At 38.6% G+C, this 20,665-nt stretch carries 12 protein-coding genes; 8 read left to right on the top strand and 4 right to left on the bottom strand.

All coding sequences use genetic code 11. The annotated features are described in order from the left end of the window. Positions 1–53 precede the first annotated feature (53 nt). The 4 genes from BUA71_RS11060 to BUA71_RS11045 all read right to left on the bottom strand — a co-directional run bounded on the left by BUA71_RS11060 (position 54) and on the right by BUA71_RS11045 (position 6,890). Positions 54–1,733: a beta-N-acetylhexosaminidase gene (locus tag BUA71_RS11060; protein WP_072879721.1), complete on the bottom strand. Its 1,680-nt coding sequence runs from the start codon at positions 1,731–1,733 to the stop codon at positions 54–56. A gap of 587 nt (positions 1,734–2,320) precedes the next feature. Beyond that, positions 2,321–3,433 carry a sialidase family protein gene (locus BUA71_RS11055; RefSeq protein ID WP_083572090.1) on the bottom strand — a complete coding sequence of 371 codons (1,113 nt, stop codon included), beginning with the start codon at positions 3,431–3,433 and terminating at the stop codon, positions 2,321–2,323. A gap of 104 nt (positions 3,434–3,537) precedes the next feature. Then, on the bottom strand, positions 3,538–5,580 hold the full coding sequence (locus BUA71_RS11050) for a family 20 glycosylhydrolase (protein ID WP_072879719.1): 2,043 nt from the start codon (positions 5,578–5,580) through the stop codon (positions 3,538–3,540). Between the two features lie 140 nt (positions 5,581–5,720). Then, positions 5,721–6,890, bottom strand: coding sequence for a n-acyl-d-glucosamine 2-epimerase (locus tag BUA71_RS11045; RefSeq protein ID WP_072879717.1), 1,170 nt, complete (start codon positions 6,888–6,890; stop codon positions 5,721–5,723). Positions 6,891–7,235: 345 nt separating this feature from the next. Here BUA71_RS11045 and BUA71_RS11040 point away from each other — a divergent pair, with 345 nt between their 5' ends. The 8 genes from BUA71_RS11040 (at position 7,236) to BUA71_RS11005 (ending at position 20,345) form a co-directional block, all read left to right on the top strand. After that, entirely contained in the window at positions 7,236–10,394 is a 3,159-nt protein-coding gene (locus BUA71_RS11040; RefSeq protein ID WP_072879715.1) for a SusC/RagA family TonB-linked outer membrane protein, read from the top strand. Between the two features lie 11 nt (positions 10,395–10,405). Next, on the top strand, positions 10,406–12,391 hold the full coding sequence (locus BUA71_RS11035) for a RagB/SusD family nutrient uptake outer membrane protein (protein WP_072879713.1): 1,986 nt from the start codon (positions 10,406–10,408) through the stop codon (positions 12,389–12,391). 244 nt (positions 12,392–12,635) lie between these two features. Continuing rightward, a complete protein-coding gene (locus BUA71_RS11030; protein WP_072879711.1) occupies positions 12,636–14,168 on the top strand; it encodes a sulfatase family protein in 1,533 nt (510 codons plus the stop codon). A gap of 48 nt (positions 14,169–14,216) precedes the next feature. Beyond that, the gene (locus BUA71_RS11025) at positions 14,217–15,896 is read left to right on the top strand and encodes a sulfatase family protein (RefSeq protein ID WP_072879709.1); all 1,680 of its coding nucleotides are present in this window, start codon (positions 14,217–14,219) and stop codon (positions 15,894–15,896) included. An 11-nt stretch (positions 15,897–15,907) separates the two neighbouring features. Next, entirely contained in the window at positions 15,908–16,408 is a 501-nt protein-coding gene (locus BUA71_RS11020; protein ID WP_072879707.1) for a glycoside hydrolase family 20 zincin-like fold domain-containing protein, read from the top strand. A 56-nt stretch (positions 16,409–16,464) separates the two neighbouring features. Then, complete coding sequence (locus tag BUA71_RS17830) at positions 16,465–16,629, top strand: hypothetical protein (RefSeq protein WP_245812574.1); 165 nt, start codon at positions 16,465–16,467, stop codon at positions 16,627–16,629. A gap of 21 nt (positions 16,630–16,650) precedes the next feature. Beyond that, on the top strand, positions 16,651–17,445 hold the full coding sequence (locus BUA71_RS11010; protein WP_072879705.1) for a glycoside hydrolase family 16 protein: 795 nt from the start codon (positions 16,651–16,653) through the stop codon (positions 17,443–17,445). 194 nt (positions 17,446–17,639) lie between these two features. Further along, positions 17,640–20,345: a glycoside hydrolase family 20 zincin-like fold domain-containing protein gene (locus tag BUA71_RS11005; RefSeq protein WP_072879703.1), complete on the top strand. Its 2,706-nt coding sequence runs from the start codon at positions 17,640–17,642 to the stop codon at positions 20,343–20,345. Positions 20,346–20,665: the final 320 nt, after the last annotated feature.

The raw sequence follows: 20,665 nt of genomic DNA, 5'->3' as shown, positions 1-20,665 counted from the left end.
AAATAGATCAGAAAAGGAGTTCAAAGTTAATTTTAGAATAATCCGTTTAAGATCTACTCCGCTTCTTTTTCTTTACCTTCCTCATTGTTCTTATTCACCCCTTCTTCAAAAACGTGAGTTGCATAGTTGTAGCCTAAAGCATCATATCTTTTGGCGAGTACTTCCAATCTCGATTTGAAATCTTCCCAATCTTTTTTATCCTGGGGAGTCCAGCTTACTTCGGCCAGGGCAGACATTCTTGGTAAAGCCATATATTCTACGTGATCTGTTGTTTTCATATACTCTGTCCAGATATTTCCCTGGGCTCCAAGAATATGTTTTGCCTCTTCTTTACTTAATTCTTTGGGCGTAGGATTTAGGGAATAAACTTTTTCAACCGGGATAAATCCGCCAATCCCAAATGGCTCACCTTCATCTTTAGACTGATAATAATCGAAATAAAGATGTGTGTTTGGCGTCATTACTACATCGTGTCCCTGTTTTGCAGCATCAATCCCACCTTGAGAACCACGCCAGGACATCACGGTAGCATTGGGAGCTAAACCACCTTCCAGGATTTCATCCCAGCCAATAATTTGTCTTCCGTGTTTATTAAGAAACTTTTCCATACGCTGTATGAAATAACTTTGTAGTTCGTGTTCATTCTCAAGACCTTCCCGCTTAATTACTTTTTGAGCCTGGGCGCTATTTTCCCATTCGGTTTTAGGCGCTTCATCACCTCCAATATGAATATATTCACTTGGAAAGAGCTCCATAACTTCCAAAAGTACGTTTTCTAAAAACTCGAAAGTTTCTTCTTTTGGTGCATAAATCTGGTCAAAAACACCCCAGGTGGTAGCCACTTCATAAGGTCCGGTATCGTTACCAAGCTCTGGGTAAGCTGCAAGGGCAGCGCGGGCGTGACCAGGCATCTCAATTTCAGGAATAATTACAATATGATTCTCCTGGGCGTAAGCCACAACCTCTTTCACTTCCTCCTGAGTGTAAAATCCGCCATATTCCTCACCATCACCTTTATAAGGGTCGAAATTCTTTTTTACCATGGTTTCTTTTCTCACTGAACCAATCTCGGTAAGTTTTGGATATTTTTTAATTTCTATCCTCCAACCCTGATCTTCGGTAAGGTGCCAATGGAACCGGTTCATTTTATGCAAGGCTAAAAGATCTATATATTTCTTGATAAAATCTACCGGAAACATATGTCTTCCCACATCTAAATGCATTCCTCTATAAACATATCTTGGTGCATCCTCTATGCTTACTGCCGGAATACTTAATTCTGAAACCGCTTCTGTTTCAGTTTGTGGCGGCATAAGCATTCTTAAAGACTGAATTCCATAAAAAACACCTTTAGCATTTTTTCCTGTTATTTCAATTTTATCATAAGTCACGTTTAGCGTGTAACCTTCTTCCTCCAGTTTCTCATCTAAATTTAAAAAAATACCGTGGGCTTTTTTATCCTCTTTAGCTTTCTGGGAAATACTTTTTCCAGAAGCGGTTGAAAGCATTTCGGCTAAAAGATCTGCTTCCTGCTCGAGCTTATCGCCCGCATAAATCTTTGTTTCTCCATCAATGAGAAACCGGCCATTTGCCGTTTCCATTTTCTTGGGAAGCGGGATTATTGGGTAATCGGCTTCCGTGTTTTCTACGTCTTTGTATTCTTCATAGGTTTTCCCGCTATCACAGGCCACCAGAAGAGTTACTAAACATAGAAAACTTACAATTTTTTTCATGTTACTGGGTTTTTAAGTTAGTTGCTAAAGTTAGTATTAAATGTTTTTAATGTAAAAATGTTATATGTAAAAATTTCAGTTGCTTACTAATTTTCAACTAAAATCTTTATAAAAGTTTCGTTTCTTTACTTAATTAGACAATGTCATTGTTGTTGTATTTCATTTGTTGTTACCTTATACATACAAGTCCCAGCCAAGAATTCAACCTAAAGAAAAGCGTATAAAGCAATATTTCTTGTAGTCATCTTTTTCAAAAAAGGATTCAATTCGCGACTTCTTTGAATAGGCAAAAAAAATTAACCGAAGCTTCAGAATAAACAAATTTTCTTTCATTTTTACTATAATTAAAACTTCTTGGTTTTAAAATGTTTCTGGTTTTAGTACCGAAAGCTTACTTTAATCGCGGGGTGATAGCCACAGCTTTAATTCACGCAGGCTTGTCTCGAAATAACGAAATTTGTCGGAATCATTTCTTCTATCCTAAATCAAGGTTGTTGATTTACGAGAGTATTTCTTCAGAAATAAAAAAACCAGCATTCTTCTTCAGAAAAATGCTGGCTCAATTCTAAAACAAATTTGTTACTATCTTAACGCTTATTTTTCGTTAACATTTTTAATGGAAAGCTTATAAAAGCATTTTCCTTATAACCGTCTTTTTCAAAAAATATGCCGATGTCGCCATTTTTAAGCACGGTCATATCTGAATATGCTGTGCCGCCCGGATAGATTATTGTGCCATCGTCCCAGCTCTCGCCCTCGTCGTAACTCACACGCACCGTAAGGTTTTCACGTCCTTCTTTGCTATTTGAGTTAGAAAATAACAGGATGTTCTGCTTATCGCCTTCAGCTTTTGAGGAATAGCGCACAATACTGGCGTTGTTCCCGGGATCTACCAACTGGGGCTCTGCATGCGTTTCCCAGGTTTTGCCTTTATCATCAGAAATATGAACATAACGCAATCCTTCACCAGTGTTTACCCTGGCATTAATCATATATCTGCCATCGGCAAGTTGCATTACTTTAGATTCGTCGGCCGGGTTCACCGGGCTATCGATCAAAAACCAGTTTTCACCGTGGTCGTCACTTCCAAAGAGGTAAACACCTTCCTTAAGCCTTACCAGGGTGTGCAGCAATCTACCGTCCTGGGTTTGGATGCCACGGCCCGAAGTGATAAATTTAAAATCCTTATGCCATTCAGGCTTTGAAATTTGCGAGGTAATATCCTTCGGTTCGCTCCAGGTTTTACCGTTGTTACTACTTTTCATAACGTGCAGGTAGTACACATCTTTTTCTTTGTCCAGATCCATAAAATTATAAAAAAGGAAAACATCACCGGTTTCTTCATCCACGATCATTGACGGATCTGAAGCGGACTGGCCGTAAGGAAAATCGATCACCGTCTCGATATCGGTCCAGGTCTTACCATTATCGGTACTTCTTCGTTGCACGATATTGATATCCTTACTACCGCGCAAATCGGCACAACCGGGAATTCGTTCATCTATGGCAGCAATAAGATCTCCGTTTGGTGCAGTGATTAAAGCGGGAATTCGATAGCATTCCACGCCTTCCTGCTCTCGGGCGTCAAAAAGGTTTTGATAATTTTCCACACCTTCGTGAAAAGCGGAAGGAACCTGGCTTTTCTGGGCGCCACAGCTAAAAAAAGCAAAACTGGCGAACAATATTATAAAGTTTCTCATAAGTTTTAAATTTAAAATTGCATCGTTATTCTTCATATAGACTAGCGTTAAGTTTAATATTATAAAATTGGGTGAAAGGTTTTATATGTTACATATTGATTCTTTTAGGGGTTTGACTTTTCATTTAAAACTGCTTTAAACTTCAATTCCTTTTCTTCTTGTATTCCGTGAGGTTGAATGTTTACAGGTACGCAGGTAAACATCCATTTCCACGAGTTATTATCCTGAGGAATTTTTAAAAGTACTTTATTCCAGCCCTTCTTAAGAGCTATTTTAGTGGGAGCTCTATAGAAATAATCTTCGTCAATAAATGGAATCTCGGCTGTATTTGTGCCCAAATTTGGTTGCTTCCAAACTGGCGGTGCAATTTCAATGTTGTTCACCCAAATCTTCGGGTTGGTAGTATGCCATTCTCCCTGACCTGGAAATGGCCCCACCCGCCTGCCTCCAGACCGTGACCAACCCTGAAAACCTATCCAAAAATCCTGTACGCGATCATTTGGAGAATAGATTTCCGTATAGGCGTAAAAAGTACCCGTTCTATCCTTCGTTAAGGCCGGGAAATTAAAAAAATGTTTAAAATGAATGGTACCGCCCACTATAGGTTGAGACCATTCATAATTTTTTCCAGCTACAGTATAGGAGGATTTTATAGTATCTTCAACGGGGAAACGCAAATCAACATTACCTTCGTGCTCAAAAGGACCAATGATATTCCATCTTAAATTAGTCTGCTTTACATACGGGAATTCTTTTTCTTTAAAAAAAAGATCTCTGTGCCTAATTACTTTTTCTTCAAAAGTTTGAAATTCCTGAAGTTCCTGGGAGCCAGTAGGCGGTAGTTTAGCCCAGTAATCCAGCTTATTTTCTGCTCTTCCATTCCATATAGCATCTGCATAAAAAACCATGGCCGGATAAATAGGATTTTGCTTTAAGATATCACGTTCATTGGCAACCTTATTATCTGGCCAGGCTGCTAAAATCCCGCCCAGAGCCAGAGAATCGCCCTGTGGCTGTCTTGCTGGTTGTTGAAAAAACAAACGTGCCATCCCTGCAAAAGGATCCAGGTGATTAATATAATTAGCGCGGGAATCTATAAATCGATGACCTTCCCTTTGGCTGTGCTGCGCCCATAGTTGATTAATAGAAGTAGCGTCTTCTTCTACGTGAATACCTTCCTTCCAAACAATAATCTCTCTATCGTGAGCCTTAACCCGTTCCATAATTTTTGGAACAAAGTCATTGGATACATATTCTTCCTCATTGCGTACCTCATCGGTACCAATATGAATATAGGGCATCTCTTCTGGGCTCGCCAAACCAGCTAGTTCATCAAACAAATCCAACAGCACAGGAAGCGCTCTTTTGTCTTTCATCGATTCAAACCCCATAGCTTTCCTAAAAGCTCTTGAATGCCCCGGGATATCAAATTCCGGTATCACCGTAATATGTCTCGACTTGCAAAAGGCCAGTACCTCTTTAAATTCTTCTTGAGTATAGTATTTGCCCTTGTCCCGTGAGGTTGCTGCTTCATCTTGAAGTTGCGGATATAATTTACTTTCTAAACGCCAACCTGGATCATCGGTCAAATGCCAATGAAAAATATTGTATTTATAATGGGAAAGCACTTCAAGTTGTTCTTTTAACTGGGCAACAGATTGAAAATTCCTGCCGGTATCGTGCATAAATCCCCTAATCTTGAATGCCGGCCAATCTGTTATTTCCAATTGCGGCAATACGCCGTTTTTAGCTTGATGTCTAAAAACTTGCTGAAGGGATTTTATGGCGTAAAATGCCCCTTTTGAAGTAGTAGCCCAAATTTTAATTCCAGAATCAATATGCAGTTTATAAGCTTCTTCGGCATTTGGAACAGGAATAGAGTCCTTTATGAATTCAATTTTCACACCGTCTGCGGCTTCTGAAATCCCGTTGTTTTCAAAGAATGTGATTAACTGATTGGTTTCAGACGAAAATTCAGAAGCAAGAATTTGGAACGATTTAAATTGCAATTCACTTTTACCATACTGGATTTTTTGAGGGGTCGGAATTATAGGATATTTTTCCTCTAAATCGATTGTTTGAGCATAGCCAGATCCACCAGTCAAAATCGATAAAAGAACAGCGATTAATTTTATAATGTTATGCATGAATTAAAATATCAATTTATGTTTAAGAGCTATTTAAAAATGTTTTAAAGCGTAATATTTGCGGAATAAACAGGTCAAACCGGGTTGCGTCTTCAAGATTACTTACTCCTTATATTCTCTCTTTTCTATGCTCTGTTATTTTATTCCTGAATTCCTTCTGCTTCTATTTTTTCGAAAGTTTTCCAGCATTGAAATAGTCCCCGGGGTACGTGGAAACAACCTTTCCACTTTCCTCCTTTTAAGGATGAGTGTGGTTCTCCCTGCCTGTTTAAATAGCCAAACCATTCTCCGTTTTCGGGATCGGGAAAGCGCTTAAAGGTATAATCGTGCACTTTTTCATACCACGCCCAAATCTTATCATCTTTAGTATGCAAATAGGCCTTCGACAAAGCAACCAGGGCTTCTAAATGTACCCACCATAATTTCTGGTCCCATTCCAATTGTTGCGTTGGGTGTCCTTTAACATCCAAAAAATAAAAGATGCCGCCGTGTTCTTTATCCCAGCCAAAATCCAGGATATTCAACATTGTTTTTACGGCTTTATTAATCAACTGTGTGTCGTTGTTTCGTTCTGCAATAGCAATCATAAACCACATAGCTTCCAGGCCGTGACCGGGATTAATTAAGCGGCCTTCAAAACTATCACTAGTAGTTCCGTCGGGATTGAGGGATTCGTATATGAGTCCGTTTTCTTCCTGCAAAAAAGTATCCATCACTTCTTTTACACTAAAGTCTATGGTTTGCTGAATTTCATCTTCAGAAAGAATATCTTCCAGCTCTAAAACCAAATTAGAAAGAATCATAGGAAGTGCGAAACTTCTCAAAGGTCTGTTCCCAGTGCTTTTTTCGTACTTCCCTTTGGGGTTATCTTTTCGATCTAAAATATTTAAGTAAGTCTGTTTAGCCAGCTTTTGAACTTCCTTATCACCAGTAGCTTTAGCATATTGGCCAAAAGCCATAGCCGCAAAACAATCTGAAAAAATATTGTAAGGTTGAACCAGGGGCTTACCTTCACGGGTAGTTGAAAAATAGAAGTTTCCATCGGCATCCATTCCGTGCTTTATTAAAAAGTCTATACCCTTTTTCGCTATTTTTAACCACTCATCTTTCTGAGCCACGTTATTATATAAATAGGAAAACATCCAGGCCTGGCGCCCCTGTAACCATATAAATTTATCGCTGTCATAAACCTCACCTGTTTCAGTTAAACAAGTAAAATAGCCTCCAAACTCCTTATCTAAAGAGTATTTCTCCCAAAAGGGAATAACGTTTTCTAATAATTCTTCCTTAAATAATGCTGAATACCTCATCTCTATATGTTGTACATAAGACAAATATAAGCAAAAGATCTTTTCACCTCTAATTCTAATAAAAATTCCTATAAAAACGGTGTTTAAAGCGATATCAATACGTTACAGTTATACTAATTTATTATGCTTTTTCTAGCATTTGCAATATTTTAATTAAGAAAAGTTTTATGTTTTAACATTAAAATTAATATAGCAGCCAATTTTGAACTCTAATCTTTAAAAGCAACGACGAATACTCGTCATTTATCTATTAGGAGATGTTGTTCATCTAAAAAAAATGAATATTGTATTATGTTTAACATATATTTAAACAATTAAAAATTAATCTTTTAATCTGATAACTTTATGAAAAAGAATTACGTATTTTTTCTTTTGCTTGTTTTATTGGGTACCGTTAGCTGGGCTCAAGAAACAATTACCGTACAAGGTAAGATTACCGAAGCAGATACAGGGGTTCCTGTACCGAGTGCTAATGTTATAGAGAAAGGAACTTCAAATGGCGTTATGACCAACTTTGACGGTGAATTTAGTATAGATGTTCCCGCAGATGCCGTTTTAACTATTACATATGTAGGTTATGCCAGGAAGGAAGTTCCAGTAAATGGAAACGCTTCATTAGATATTCAATTAGAAATAGAAGCATCAGCTTTGGAAGAAGTTGTTGTTGTAGGCTATGGTACCCAAAAGAAGGCTAATCTTACCGGGGCAGTTACCACGATTGACTCAGAGGTTTTACAATCAAGACCCGTACCCAATGTAAGTCAGATGCTTCAAGGGGTTGTGCCGGGTTTAAACTTCCAAACTTCAGGGCTCGGGGGTGAATTAAACTCAGGGCTTAATTTCAATATTCGTGGAGCAGGTACCATTGGCTCAGGATCTAATTCGGCGCCTTTAGTTTTAGTAGATGGTATGGAAGCATCTCTAGATGCAATTAACCCTCAAACTATTGAGTCTATCACGGTTCTAAAAGATGCTGCTGCCTCTGCGGTTTATGGGTCCAGAGCAGCATTCGGGGTAATTTTGGTTACTACAAAAGACGGCCAATCTGGCGCACCTAGAGTTTCTTATTCAAATAACTTTAGATTTACGTCGCCAATTCAGGTTCCAAATATGATGGATTCGCACACCTTCGCTTTATATTGGAATGAAGCCGCAGTTAACGCAGGACAGGCTCCTCCTTTTTCTCAGGAAGTGATTGACAGAATTGTGCAGTACCAGGCGGGGGAAATAGATTATGGAACCGTACCAAATGCTAATGGAGACCGGTATCAGTATTATACTGGTTCTAATGCTAATACTGATTGGTTTGATGAATTGTACAAAGATTTCTCTTTCTCACAAGAACATAATTTAAGCCTAAGTGGAGGTTCTGAAAAAACAACCTATTTTACCTCTGCCCGATTAGTAGACCAGGGTGGATTATTAGAATATGGGGAAGACAGTTTAGATGAGTATGATTTTACTGGTAAACTTAGGACAGAGATTTCTAAACATGTAAAATTTAATTACAGTACTCGTTTTTCGAGAGAAAACTACAATAGATCTACTCAACAAGGCGGTTTATTCTATCACAATATTGCACGGAGATGGCCAACTGTTCCGGTAAGAGATCCTAATGGGTATTTTACAGATTCATCGGGTGAAATCATTCAGTTAGAAGATGGTGGAAGGGCCGATAATTTAACCGACAGATTATTTATGCAGGGTCAACTAACCATTACCCCTATTGAAAATTGGAATATTTATGCCATTGGAAATTATAAAGTTACCAACACCAATAATCACGTAGACGTTCTACCTGCTTATGGTTATGATGTTGCCGGAAATCCTTACCCTGTCTCTGTGGGTTGGAATTCCCCGGGTTACAGTTCAGTTTACGAATACAATAGAAAAGAAGATTATTTCAGCACCAATATTTATTCAGATTATGTTTTTGATATCAACCAGGACCATAATTTTAAGCTTATGGCCGGATTTAATTCTGAAGTGACCAAATATAGAACCATAGGTGCTTCCAGAAGTGGATTAATTACCCCTGATTTGCCAACTATTAACACAGCTACAGATGAAAGTAAGGCCACCGAAGGTCAATATCAGCATTGGTCTGTTGCCGGTTTCTTTGGAAGGTTAAACTATAATTTTAAAGAAAAATATCTGTTAGAACTCAATGCGAGATATGACGGTTCCTCAAGGTTTATAAACGATAAACGCTGGAACCTGTTCCCTTCAATCTCGGCTGGTTGGAATATCGCAAAAGAAGACTTTTGGAAATGGGATAGTATTCAACTATTAAAACTAAGAGGATCTTATGGCGAACTTGGAAACCAAAACACCAATAATTGGTACCCGTTCTACCAATCTATGCCCATAGGTACTGCAAATGGTGGTTGGTTATTAAACGGTGAAAGACCAAATACAGCAAGTGCTCCAGGACTGGTTAGTTCGCTTTTAACCTGGGAAAGGGTAAAAAGCTGGAACGCTGGATTTGATATGGCTCTGTTAAAAAACAGGCTAAACTTAAGTGCAGAATACTTTAATAGAAAAACTATAGACATGGTAGGGCCTGCTCCTGAACTACCTGCTATTCTTGGTACTGCAGTACCCCGTATTAACAATGCCGATATGGAATCTTACGGTTTTGAACTGGAAATAAATTGGAGAGATCGCATTGGTGATTTCAATTATAGCGTAAGAGGAGTATTATCTGATTCTCAACAGAAAGTAGTGAATTATCCAAATCCAACAAACAGCATTTCGGACTGGTATAACGGTAGAAAAATGGGCGAAATTTGGGGATACACTACAGTAGGAATTGCCAAAACCGACGAAGAAATGCAAAATCACTTAGCTAATACAAACCAAAGTCAATTAGGAAGTGACTGGCAAGCGGGTGATATTATGTATGCCGATTTAAATGGAGATGGAGAAATTAATTCAGGTAATGGTACTTTAGGAGACACCGGCGATTTAAGCATTTTAGGAAATTCTACGCCTCGTTACAGGTTTGGACTTGATTTAAGTGGAGATTTCAAAGGATTTGATTTTAGAGTTTTCATAGAAGGCTTTGGAAAAAGGGATTATATGCCAAATGGCCCATATTTCTGGGGTGCTAATGGAGGAATGTGGCAATCTGCCGGCTTTGAAGAACATATGGATTATTTCAGAAATGAAGAATCGCCTATGGTACAGGCTGGCCTGGCCGATGTTAACCTGGATGCTTACTACCCACGACCTTCTTTTAATGGTGGTAAAAATCAACAAACTCAATCCCGTTATATCCAGGATGCTTCTTATATAAGACTAAAAAACGTGCAACTGGGTTATTCATTTAATTCTTATAACGATTCGAGAATTAGAGTTTATATTTCTGGTGAAAACTTGCTTACCTTCTCTAAAATGATCGATATTTTTGATCCTGAATCTGTTGGATTAGGAGGCTGGAGTGATGGTAAAACCTATCCTTATTCGCAAGTGCTTTCTGCCGGACTTAATATTAATTTTTAATTAGTAATAATATGAAATCAAATAAATATATAAAATCAGTTTGTTTATTATTCGCAGTGGTTTTTATGACAAGCTGCGAAGTAGATGATTTTTTGGATAGAGAACCGCTCTCTAATGTTACTCCAAATGATTATTTAAACAGAGAGGCCGACCTGGCTGCATATACCATTGCTCGGTATAATTTCCCTACCCACGGTGGGTGGAATATAGGAACCTTTGGTAGAGATAATCATACCGACAACCAGGCAACCTCTGGTTATAGTAGGATTTGGGCTCCCGGTGAGTGGCGTGTACCGCAATCTGGAGGAGCCTGGAACTTTGGCAATATTCGCCAATTAAACTATTTCCTGGAGACTGCAGCACCAAAATATGAAGCCGGTGAAATTAAAGGTAATCCTTCCAATATTGCACATTACGTAGGAGAAGCTTATTTTTTACGAGCTTATGAGTATTTTCAAAAAGTTAAAGCAGTAGGAGACTTCCCTATTGTAAAAAACACGCTTGAAGATAATTTAGAACAGCTTATTGCCGAATCAACTAGAGATCCTCGAAATGAAGTGGCAAGGTTTATTCTGGAAGATCTGGATAAAGCTATTGCATTATTACAGGTAGATCCGCCGAACGGTAAAAACAGAATTTCTAAACACACAGCCCATCTTTTTAAATCCCGTGTGGCATTACACGAAGGAAGCTGGCTAACTTATCATAAAGGTACCGCATTTGTTCCGGGTGGCAACGGTTGGCCGGGCGCAGGAGAAATTGATGGATTTAGTATAGATATTGATGCTGAAATAGATTTTTTTCTAAGCCAGGCGATGGATGCCTCTGAAAATGTGGCCGATGCCATTTCGTTAACCCCAAATATTCCGGCCGAAAATATTGCATATAATAGCTCCAACAATCCTTATTTTACAATGTTCGGATCCGAAAATCCTGGACAATACCAGGAGGTCTTGTTATGGAGAGATTACGACCCGACTATTGGTATTAATCACAACGTTAATCATTATTTAAATCAAAATGGAGGTAACTCGGGCTATACAAGAAGCTTTGTTGATAACTTCTTAATGAGAAACGGATTACCCATTTATGCCGATGGTTCTGGATATTCCGGTGATGATTTTATTGATGATGTAAAAGAAAATCGCGATTTAAGGCTTCAACTGTTTATGAAGCAACCGGGAGAACTTAGACTTACTGATGCAACCGATACCAATGGAGACCCTCTTCTAATCCAAAAACCTGAAATTACAGGTTTACAGGAAACCAAAGATGTTACCGGCTATTCAGTTAAAAAAGGACTATCCTATCTTCAAAGTAATGTTGAAGGAAACAGCGGTTCTACAGGAAGTATTGTTTTTAGAGCTACCGAAGCCTACCTTAATTATATAGAAGCTTCCTATTTAAAAGAAGGTAGCCTAAATACTAAAGCCACCGAATACTGGAAAGCTATTCGTGAAAGAGCAGGTATAGAGCCAGACTTCTCGATAACCGTTGCTGCTACAGATATCTCTAAAGACGCAGAAAATGATTTTGCCGCCTATTCGGCAGGACAATTATTAGATGACCCAGTTCTTTATAATATTAGAAGAGAGAGACGTGGTGAATTAATTGCAGAAGGAATGCGTTTATTCGATCTTAAACGATGGAGAGCGCTGGACCAACTAAAAGAAAACCCACACATTATTGAAGGTTTTAAATTATGGGGTCCCATGCAAGAATGGTATGAAAATGATGAAGGTAACTCTACCTTAATAGAACCGGGAGATGCTGGTGTTCCAAACGTTTCAAGTAGCGAAGAAAGCATGTATTTAATGCCATATAGAATCAATTTAGGTTCTGGTAACCCCGTTAGTGATGGATATTCCTGGGCTTATGCACACTACCTGAATCCAATTGCTACCGAACACTTTTTAATAACTGAAACTTCAGGTAGTTCTGTTATTTACCAAAACCCGGGTTGGTCCCAAGAAGCCGGAACAAGTGCCGAATTTTAATAGTAGATCAAAAACATAAGCATATTATTTAGTAAAAATAGATAATTATTCAATAGATTGAATTAGCCAAAAAAGACAGGTTTGAAATATAACCTGTCTTTTGTTATTAGCAGGTTTTAACAGTCTAAGAATCTTTTAAAATTCTAGTTTAAAATAGCTTGAATGACTTGCTTTTAGCCTAAGACTTAATTAAATTTAAACCTTTTAATTTTCTTTGCTGCAATAGGCAAAAATCCTCTTTTAGATGAAGCTTTTTTTTAAACCTGGTACTCAGTTGCTCTTATTATGCTGTTTGATTTTTACGGTATTTCCTGTTAAAGCACAAAGTCACAACAACCCCAATATCATCCTTATTTATACCGACGATCTGGGCTACGGGGATATTAGTATTTATGGTGGTGATATTCCAACGCCACATATAGATGAGCTGGGTGAAAACGGTCTCAAATTTTCTAACGCCTATGCTACTGCCGCTACCTGTACTCCTTCACGTTATTCTATGCTTACCGGGGAATATGCCTGGAGAAAAAAAGGAACCGGAGTTGCTCCCGGAGATGCAACCAGTCTTATTTTACCTGGTCGTACCACGCTACCCGGGGTTTTACAACAAGCAGGATATAAAACTGCTGTAATAGGGAAATGGCATCTTGGCCTGGGAAAAGAAGCTCCCATAAATTGGAACGAAGAAATTAAACCGGGTCCCTTAGAAATAGGCTTCGATTACGCCTACCTCCTACCCGCCACCGGTGATAGGGTACCAACCGTTTTCTTAGAAAATCACAGGGTGGTTAACCTTGATCCTGAAGATCCTATTACGGTAAGTTATCGCAAAAACCTGAACAACAATCCCACCGGTAACAACAACCCGGAGCAATTAAAGATGATGTATTCTCACGGCCACGACCAGAGCATTACAAACGGAATAAGCCGAATTGGATATATGAACGGTGGTGAAAAAGCCCGCTGGAAAGATGAAGATATAGCCGATGTTTTAGTAAATAAATCGGAGGCATTTATTGAAGAAAATAAAGAGCATCCTTTCTTTCTTTACCTGGCCACGCATGATATTCACGTGCCACGGGTGCCGCATAAACGGTTTGCCGGAGTTACCGGGAAAGGACCACGCGGGGATGTAATTGTACAATTAGATTATACAGTTGGTGCCATTCAGAAAAAACTACGGGAATTGAATTTAGAAGAAAACACGATTATAATTTTCACCAGTGACAACGGTCCCGTTTTAGATGACGGATATGTGGATGGCGCGGCCGAAAGATTGGGAGAACACAACCCATTTGGTAATTTTCGCGGTGGAAAATACAGCGCTTTCGAGGCCGGTACAAGAGTACCACTTTTAGTACAATGGAAAGGAAGAATAACTGCGGGTAGTGAATCTACGGCATTGATGAGTCAGGTTGATTTTTTAAGATCTTTTGCCGCTTTAACCAATCAAAAAGTGCCGAAAAACAAGGCCATAGACAGCCAGGATCATTGGCAGGCTTTAATTGGGAAAACAGCACAAGGAAGAAAATCTTTGGTACAGGAAGCGATTAGGAATGTATTGTCTTATGTTGAGGGAGATTATAAGTATATCGCACCAAATCCCGGCCCGGCCATGGTCCCCTGGGACGTAAATATCGAAACAGGATTTAGTGATAAACCACAATTATATAACCTCAAAAATGATCCCGGGGAGACTAATAATTTGGCTTCAGAAATGCCGAAGAAAGTGGAAGAAATGAAGACTGCACTAACACAAATTGAAAATCAGAAATAATAAAAATCAATACCAGTTAAAAAATAACCAGAATTTAAATAAGAACCCATGCCTAATTACAGAATTTTCCTTTGCTCGCTTGGCTTGGCAGCAACGTTGTTTTCGTGTAAAAACGAAGAAGAGAAAAAGAAGCCAGAAGAGAATAAACGTCCCAACATCGTTTTTATGATGTCAGACGATCACGCATATCAAGCCATAAGTGCTTATAGTGATAAGCTTATTAACACCCCAAATATAGATAGGCTGGCCAATGAAGGGGTTCTTTTTGAGAACGCTTCGGTTACCAATTCTATTTGCGCTCCTTCACGAGCCGTGATCTTAACCGGTAAACACAGCCATTTAAATGGTAAAATTGATAATTTAAGTAAGTTTGATACTACCAATGTTACTTTCCCTCAAATTTTACAGGATGCCGGTTATCAAACCGCGATGTTTGGGAAGTTACACTTTGGAAATAACCCAAAAGGTTTTAATGAATTTAAAATCTTACCCGGCCAGGGAAGTTATTACAACCCCAGGTTTATCACCAAAGATGGGGATACCGTGATAGAAGGTTATGTAACCGATATTATTACAGATCTTACCATAAACTGGCTGGAAGAAGAGCGGGATCCAGAAAAACCATTTTTATTAATGTATTTGCATAAGGCGCCACACCGAGCGTGGTTGCCGGCAGAAAGACATTATAAAGAATTTACAAAGAAAGAATTCCCATTACCGGAAACACTGTTTGACGATTATACCAGAATTCATCCTGAAGATCTAAAAGCAGACTCTCCCGAACTTGCTTCACAGGAAATCGATATTGAGCAGCCAAAAAGCCGAAAAAGTACTGCGGCAAAAACCGCCGAGATGAATATTCTAACGCATATGATCCTTTCTAATGACAATAAGGTTAAGGATACAACCTTAAAAAAACTGGGTATCAAAGAACGGTATTTAGGGGATCCTACCAGCAGGATGAACGAGGAGCAGAAAGCTGCCTGGGATAAAGTTTACAGTCCTATTAATCAGGATTTTGAAGAAAAATACCCGGATATGGACGATGAAGACCTTATGAAATGGAAATACCAGCGTTATATGCAAGATTACTTGGGAACTATTGCTTCGGTAGATGAAAATGTAGGTCGGGTTTTAGACTATTTAGATGACAATAATTTATCTGAGAATACAATAGTTGTTTACACCTCAGACCAGGGCTTCTATCTGGGAGAACACGGTTGGTTCGATAAACGTTTTATGTATGAAGAATCTTTTAGAACTCCTCTACTTATAAAATGGCCCAATAAAATAAAAGCAGGTATTACCGAAGAGGAAATGGTGCAAAACCTGGATTTTGCTCAAACCTTTTTAGATGCAGCCGGTGTGAATGCCCCAGATGAAATGCAGGGTAAGAGTTTGTTACCATTGTTAACAGGAGAAAAAGATGCCTGGGACAGGGATGCGGTTTATTACCATTATTATGAGTATCCTGCCGAGCATGCGGTAAAAAGACACTATGGTATTGCCACCAAAGATTATAAGATTATGCATTTTTATTACGATGTAGATGAATGGGAGCTTTATGACCGCAAAAATGATCCGCAGGAAATGCACAATGTTTTTTACGATCCAGATTATACTGAAGTGAGAGAGATGATGGTGAAGAAATTAGAAGAAACCCGCAAGAAATACAAAGATTCGGAAAAATTGGATAAGCAATTTATTAAGGTTTACGAGGATAAATAATAAATCGTGATATGAAAATCACTTGCAATAGAAACTCCGGATTTTTATTTTCGGAGTTTCTTAAATTCAACAAGCAAAATTCCTTAGAACCCGGGAAATCATCTCGTCAATATCTATTGCTGAAGACCCGTTTTACCGGTCTGCTGCTTTTGGTGTTTGGTTTTAGAGCATTAACCTCAATGCAAGCCCAACTTATCCCCACGCGTGCAAAAATGGAAAGTGCTTCGGGTGTTTTTGAAGTAGATGAAAACACTTCCCTTCAATTTTCTTCAAAAAATGATAGCCTGAAAGAAATGACCAACTATTTTCAGAAGGAAATAAAGCGTTTAAGCGGAATTCAATTTCCCATAAACCAAACTTCCGACAAGACAATAAAGCTGGATATAGTTAAAGATTTAGATTTAAAGGAAGCAGGTTACAAATTAAAAATTTCCGAAGAAAATATTGCAATTTCTGCTCCAACGACAGCTGGGGTGTTTTATGGAATGCAGAGGAGGCTAAATATGTTTTAGGATCGCAATTTGCCATTTGGACCGAGTTTATTTCATTAATAGAACATTTAGATTACATGCTACTTCCCAGAATGGCGGTTTTTAGCGAAGAAGTTCGGAGCGATAGTGAAGATGAAAATTTCGAGAACTTTAGGATGCGTTTATATATGGGACATTACAGAAAATGGAAAAGCAATGGGGTTCGGTTTCAACCTGAGTTTTTTGAAAAATCAGAATATTAACAGTAAAACTTTATAAGCAAGATGAAACAGTTTGCAATTATACTTTTAATTGGTTTTGTAACCGGATGTGGTACAGGGAAAGTTAAGGATAAACCTCAAAAAGAAAAATGGGACCTTATTTGGCAGGATGAGTTCGAAGAAGAAGGTAAACCCGATGCTGCTAAATGGTCTCACTCACCCAGGAATTCGGCAGATTGGGCTCGTTTTTGCACAGATTCCGACTCTACACGTTTCGTAAAAAACGGCAAATTGCACTTGCGCGGCATCCTAAATACCAATAAAAATGATACCGTAAAATACAATACGGGATGTATTCGCACCGCCGATAAATTTGCGTTTAAATATGGTAAAATTGAGGTAAAAGCAAAATTGGATAAAGGCAAGGGATCCTGGCCCGCGATTTGGATGATGCCTCAAGACCCGCAATACGGTGGTTGGCCACATAGCGGGGAAATAGATATTATGGAACAACTTAACCGTGATACCATCGTATATCAAACCTTACACACCAATTATATAGATATTCAAGAGAAAAAGGATAATCCGCCCTATTTTACCACCGTTCCATTTCAGGTAGATGCCTATAATATTTATGGTGTAGAATGGTACCCAAATCGCTTAGATTTCTTTGTCAATGGAAAAAAGACCTTTTCCTATCCTAAAATTAAAGATGCCGATTCCAAACAATGGCCTTTCGACCAGGAGTTTTTTATTATTCTAGATCAGGCGCTGGGCGGAAGCTGGGTTGGTAGCATTAAAGATGAAGATCTGCCTGTTGAAATGCTGGTTGATTGGGTAAGAGTTTATAAAAGGTGATATGGTAATACGTTAATGCGGTAATTCGCTAATTTGGGATTTGACAGTATTGATTACTTTAGCTGAAATTCCAAAAAGTCCTTACAATCCCGATAGCTATGCGGGATAAATACCTATGAGGTCTGATGTCTGGAGGAGTCTATTGAACTTATACTTACAAACATTCAAATCAATTTTAAAAATTTTAAAAAACTATGAATAAAATAAGGCTAAGAAGCAAATTGAGTTTTGCAATGTTGATGCTTTTCTTTGGATTTTCATTTCCCGGGATGCAGGCACAGGATATTGCTGTTATCCCCAAACCTCAGGAAGTACTTTTTTTGGAAGCTGAATTTAACCTTGATAAAACTCAGGGTTTATGGATAAATAGCTCAGAACATAATGATTTTGCCCTTAAGCAATTAAAAGAAGAATTAAATGACCAAATGGGAGTCGCTTCAAAACTTGTGAGATCTCCTAAAAAAGCTGATATCATCTTATATACGCTTGAGGATAAGCCGAAGTCAAAAATAAAAAAGCTCCTCCCCGATACAGAAAAACTTCAGCAAATTGGAGCACAGGGATACTGGCTAAAAATTGAAGAAGATCAAATTAAACTAATCGCCAATACAGAAAAAGGTTTGTTTTATGGTGTGCAAACTTTAAAACAACTTATAAAATCTGTAAAAAACAAGAGTTTACCTGCTTTAGAAATCACAGATTGGCCGGCTTTAGAATATCGGGGTTGGATGGACGATATAAGCAGGGGGCCTATTCCCACGTTAGAGTTTACCAAAGATGCCATTCGCAAATTATCGGAATATAAACTTAATTTTTTAAACCTTTATACCGAGCATACCCTTCGTAACGAGAAGTTTGCCGATATCGCACCTTTAGATTCTTTTACGCCAGAGGAAATTAATGAGCTGGAAGAATTTGCCGCAAAATATCATGTGGTGCTTATCGGAAATCAGCAGGCTTTTGGCCACATGGAAGAAATTTTAAAAAATCCTTTCTACGACGAAATAGCGGATAACAAGTGGAATTTAAATCCGGGTAGCCCGGCAACTTACGAGTTTTTAGACGAGTATCTTGGCGATGCCGCCAAAGCTTACGACCATCCGTTTTTTAATATTGGAGCCGATGAAACCGACGGACTCGGCTCTGGGAAAGCAAAAGCCCTGGTTGATTCTTTAGGCATGGAAGCGGTGTATGCAATGCATATAAATAAACTGGATGATATTCTTAAAAAACACGGAAAACGAACTATGATGTGGGGCGATATCGCCGTTAACCATCAGGAAATTATAGATCAATTGCCAAAAGATCTTATTATTCTTTCCTGGGGCTACGATCCCAGGGATAGTTTTGACAAGGCTATTTTACCTTTTAAAGAATCGGGATTTGATTTTATGGTTGCTCCCGGGGTGAGAAGCTGGAGTGAGATCTATCCAAATTTGGACGTGGCTGTAAAAAATATTGCTAATTATGTGCGCGACGGAAAAGAATATGGCGCTATGGGAATGATAAATACCGCCTGGGACGATGATGGGGAAACTTTATTTAATGCTAATTGGCACGGCATTATTTGGGGAGCAGAAATGGCCTGGAACCCTATTGAAAGTCAGGAAGAAGCACAGGCTAAAAAAGAGAGAGCGCGTAGGCTAAAAACTTTTAACAAAGCCCTGGATCTTTTGTTTTTTGAAATGGAAGACGGAAAAAGCGTGATGCAGTCGCTTAATAAGTTTAGTGAACTAAGGGAAATCCCCGTTTTTGGAAGTATGAGCAACGCATCGGTTTGGGGCAGTATTTTTGACTTTTATCCAGGAGAGGAGGCTCAAAAAGTGGCGGAAACCAACAGAGCTATGCTGAAAGAAGCGAGCGCAGTGGCAAAAGAACTTAAAACCTTGTCGAATCACGTAGGAGCGGAAAAAATAGTAATTGAAGTCGCTAGAAATGCTGCGGAAAGAGCTGCCTTTGCCGCAAAGAAAAACTTATTCATTCTAAAATTACAGGAAGCTCACGAGAATCCTAAATCAGTTTCTAAAGAAGAAATCAAAGCAACCCGGGATAAACTATTTAAGGAGCTACACCAGTTGAAAATTGATTATATCGATTTATGGCAAGCTGAAAATAGAGAATATTGGCTTACTGAAAACTTAAATAAATATGACAAGACAGCCCGAGAATTTTTAGACCTGGAAACACACGTATTTATTAAGGCCGGCGAAGCTATAAGACCTGGAGAAATGGAGATTAAACTGAGTACCCTTTATCCAGATACCGAAATTAGATATACCACCAATGGCGGGGAACCAACAAAGGAAAGTGAACTTTATAAAGGTTCTTTAAGCGTTACTGAAAATGCACAGATTAAAGCGAGAGCATTTCAGGGTACGAAAGAAGGAGAAATTTCAGCTAAATACTTTAATGTGCATAAAGCGCTTGGTGCAAAGCCTGAAATTAAAGGTCGGGTAAGTACCGCAAACCCTGCTTATGCTGCTGGCGGTCCCGGCGGACTTACAGATGGGTTGAAAGGTTCTGAAGATTTCGCCGATGGAAGATGGCAAGGCTATGCCGGACAGGATATTGAAGTAATCTTAGATTTAAAAACAAAAACTGAAATCAATGAAATTTCTGCCGATTTCTTTCAGCGGTTAATTTCCTGGGTTATGCTACCGGAACGTGTGGAGTTTTACATTTCAGATGATGGGAGTAACTTTAAGAAAGTAGCTGTTGCTAAGAATCCTGTAGATCCACAAAAACAAGGCTTGATTATTGAGAATTTTTCTTCAGGAGAATTAAATGAAAATGCACGCTATATAAAAGTTTTGGTAAAATCTATGGGATCTTTACCCGAGTGGCATACCGGCGCAGGGAAATCCAGTTTTATCTTTCTTGATGAGATTGTGGTGGAATAGAAAATTCGCCTATTGTAATTGATTATGAATAAATCCCGCAGGATATTTTTATTTAAATCCTGTGGGATTTTTATTTGGTTAAAGCATCAATCCCGAAACTTCCGATAGTTATTGGAATCCGGCCGCTGCGCCTCGAGAATAAAGAAAGACAACTTGGTTGTAACTATCTGATAAACAAAATTAACTATTTTTTGTATTTCGTAACACGCATGTTCTACATATAAATAAACAACAAAAATGTAAATAAAGCCTGTGGTAGCTCAACATCGGAGTTATTAGAGTATTTAAATTTTTTATCAGACACTACTTGTCTATATTAT

It is taken from the genome of Salegentibacter echinorum (genome assembly GCF_900129445.1).
GTDB lineage: Bacteria > Bacteroidota > Bacteroidia > Flavobacteriales > Flavobacteriaceae > Salegentibacter > Salegentibacter echinorum.
This window is presented reverse-complemented; position numbering and strand designations above follow the sequence as displayed.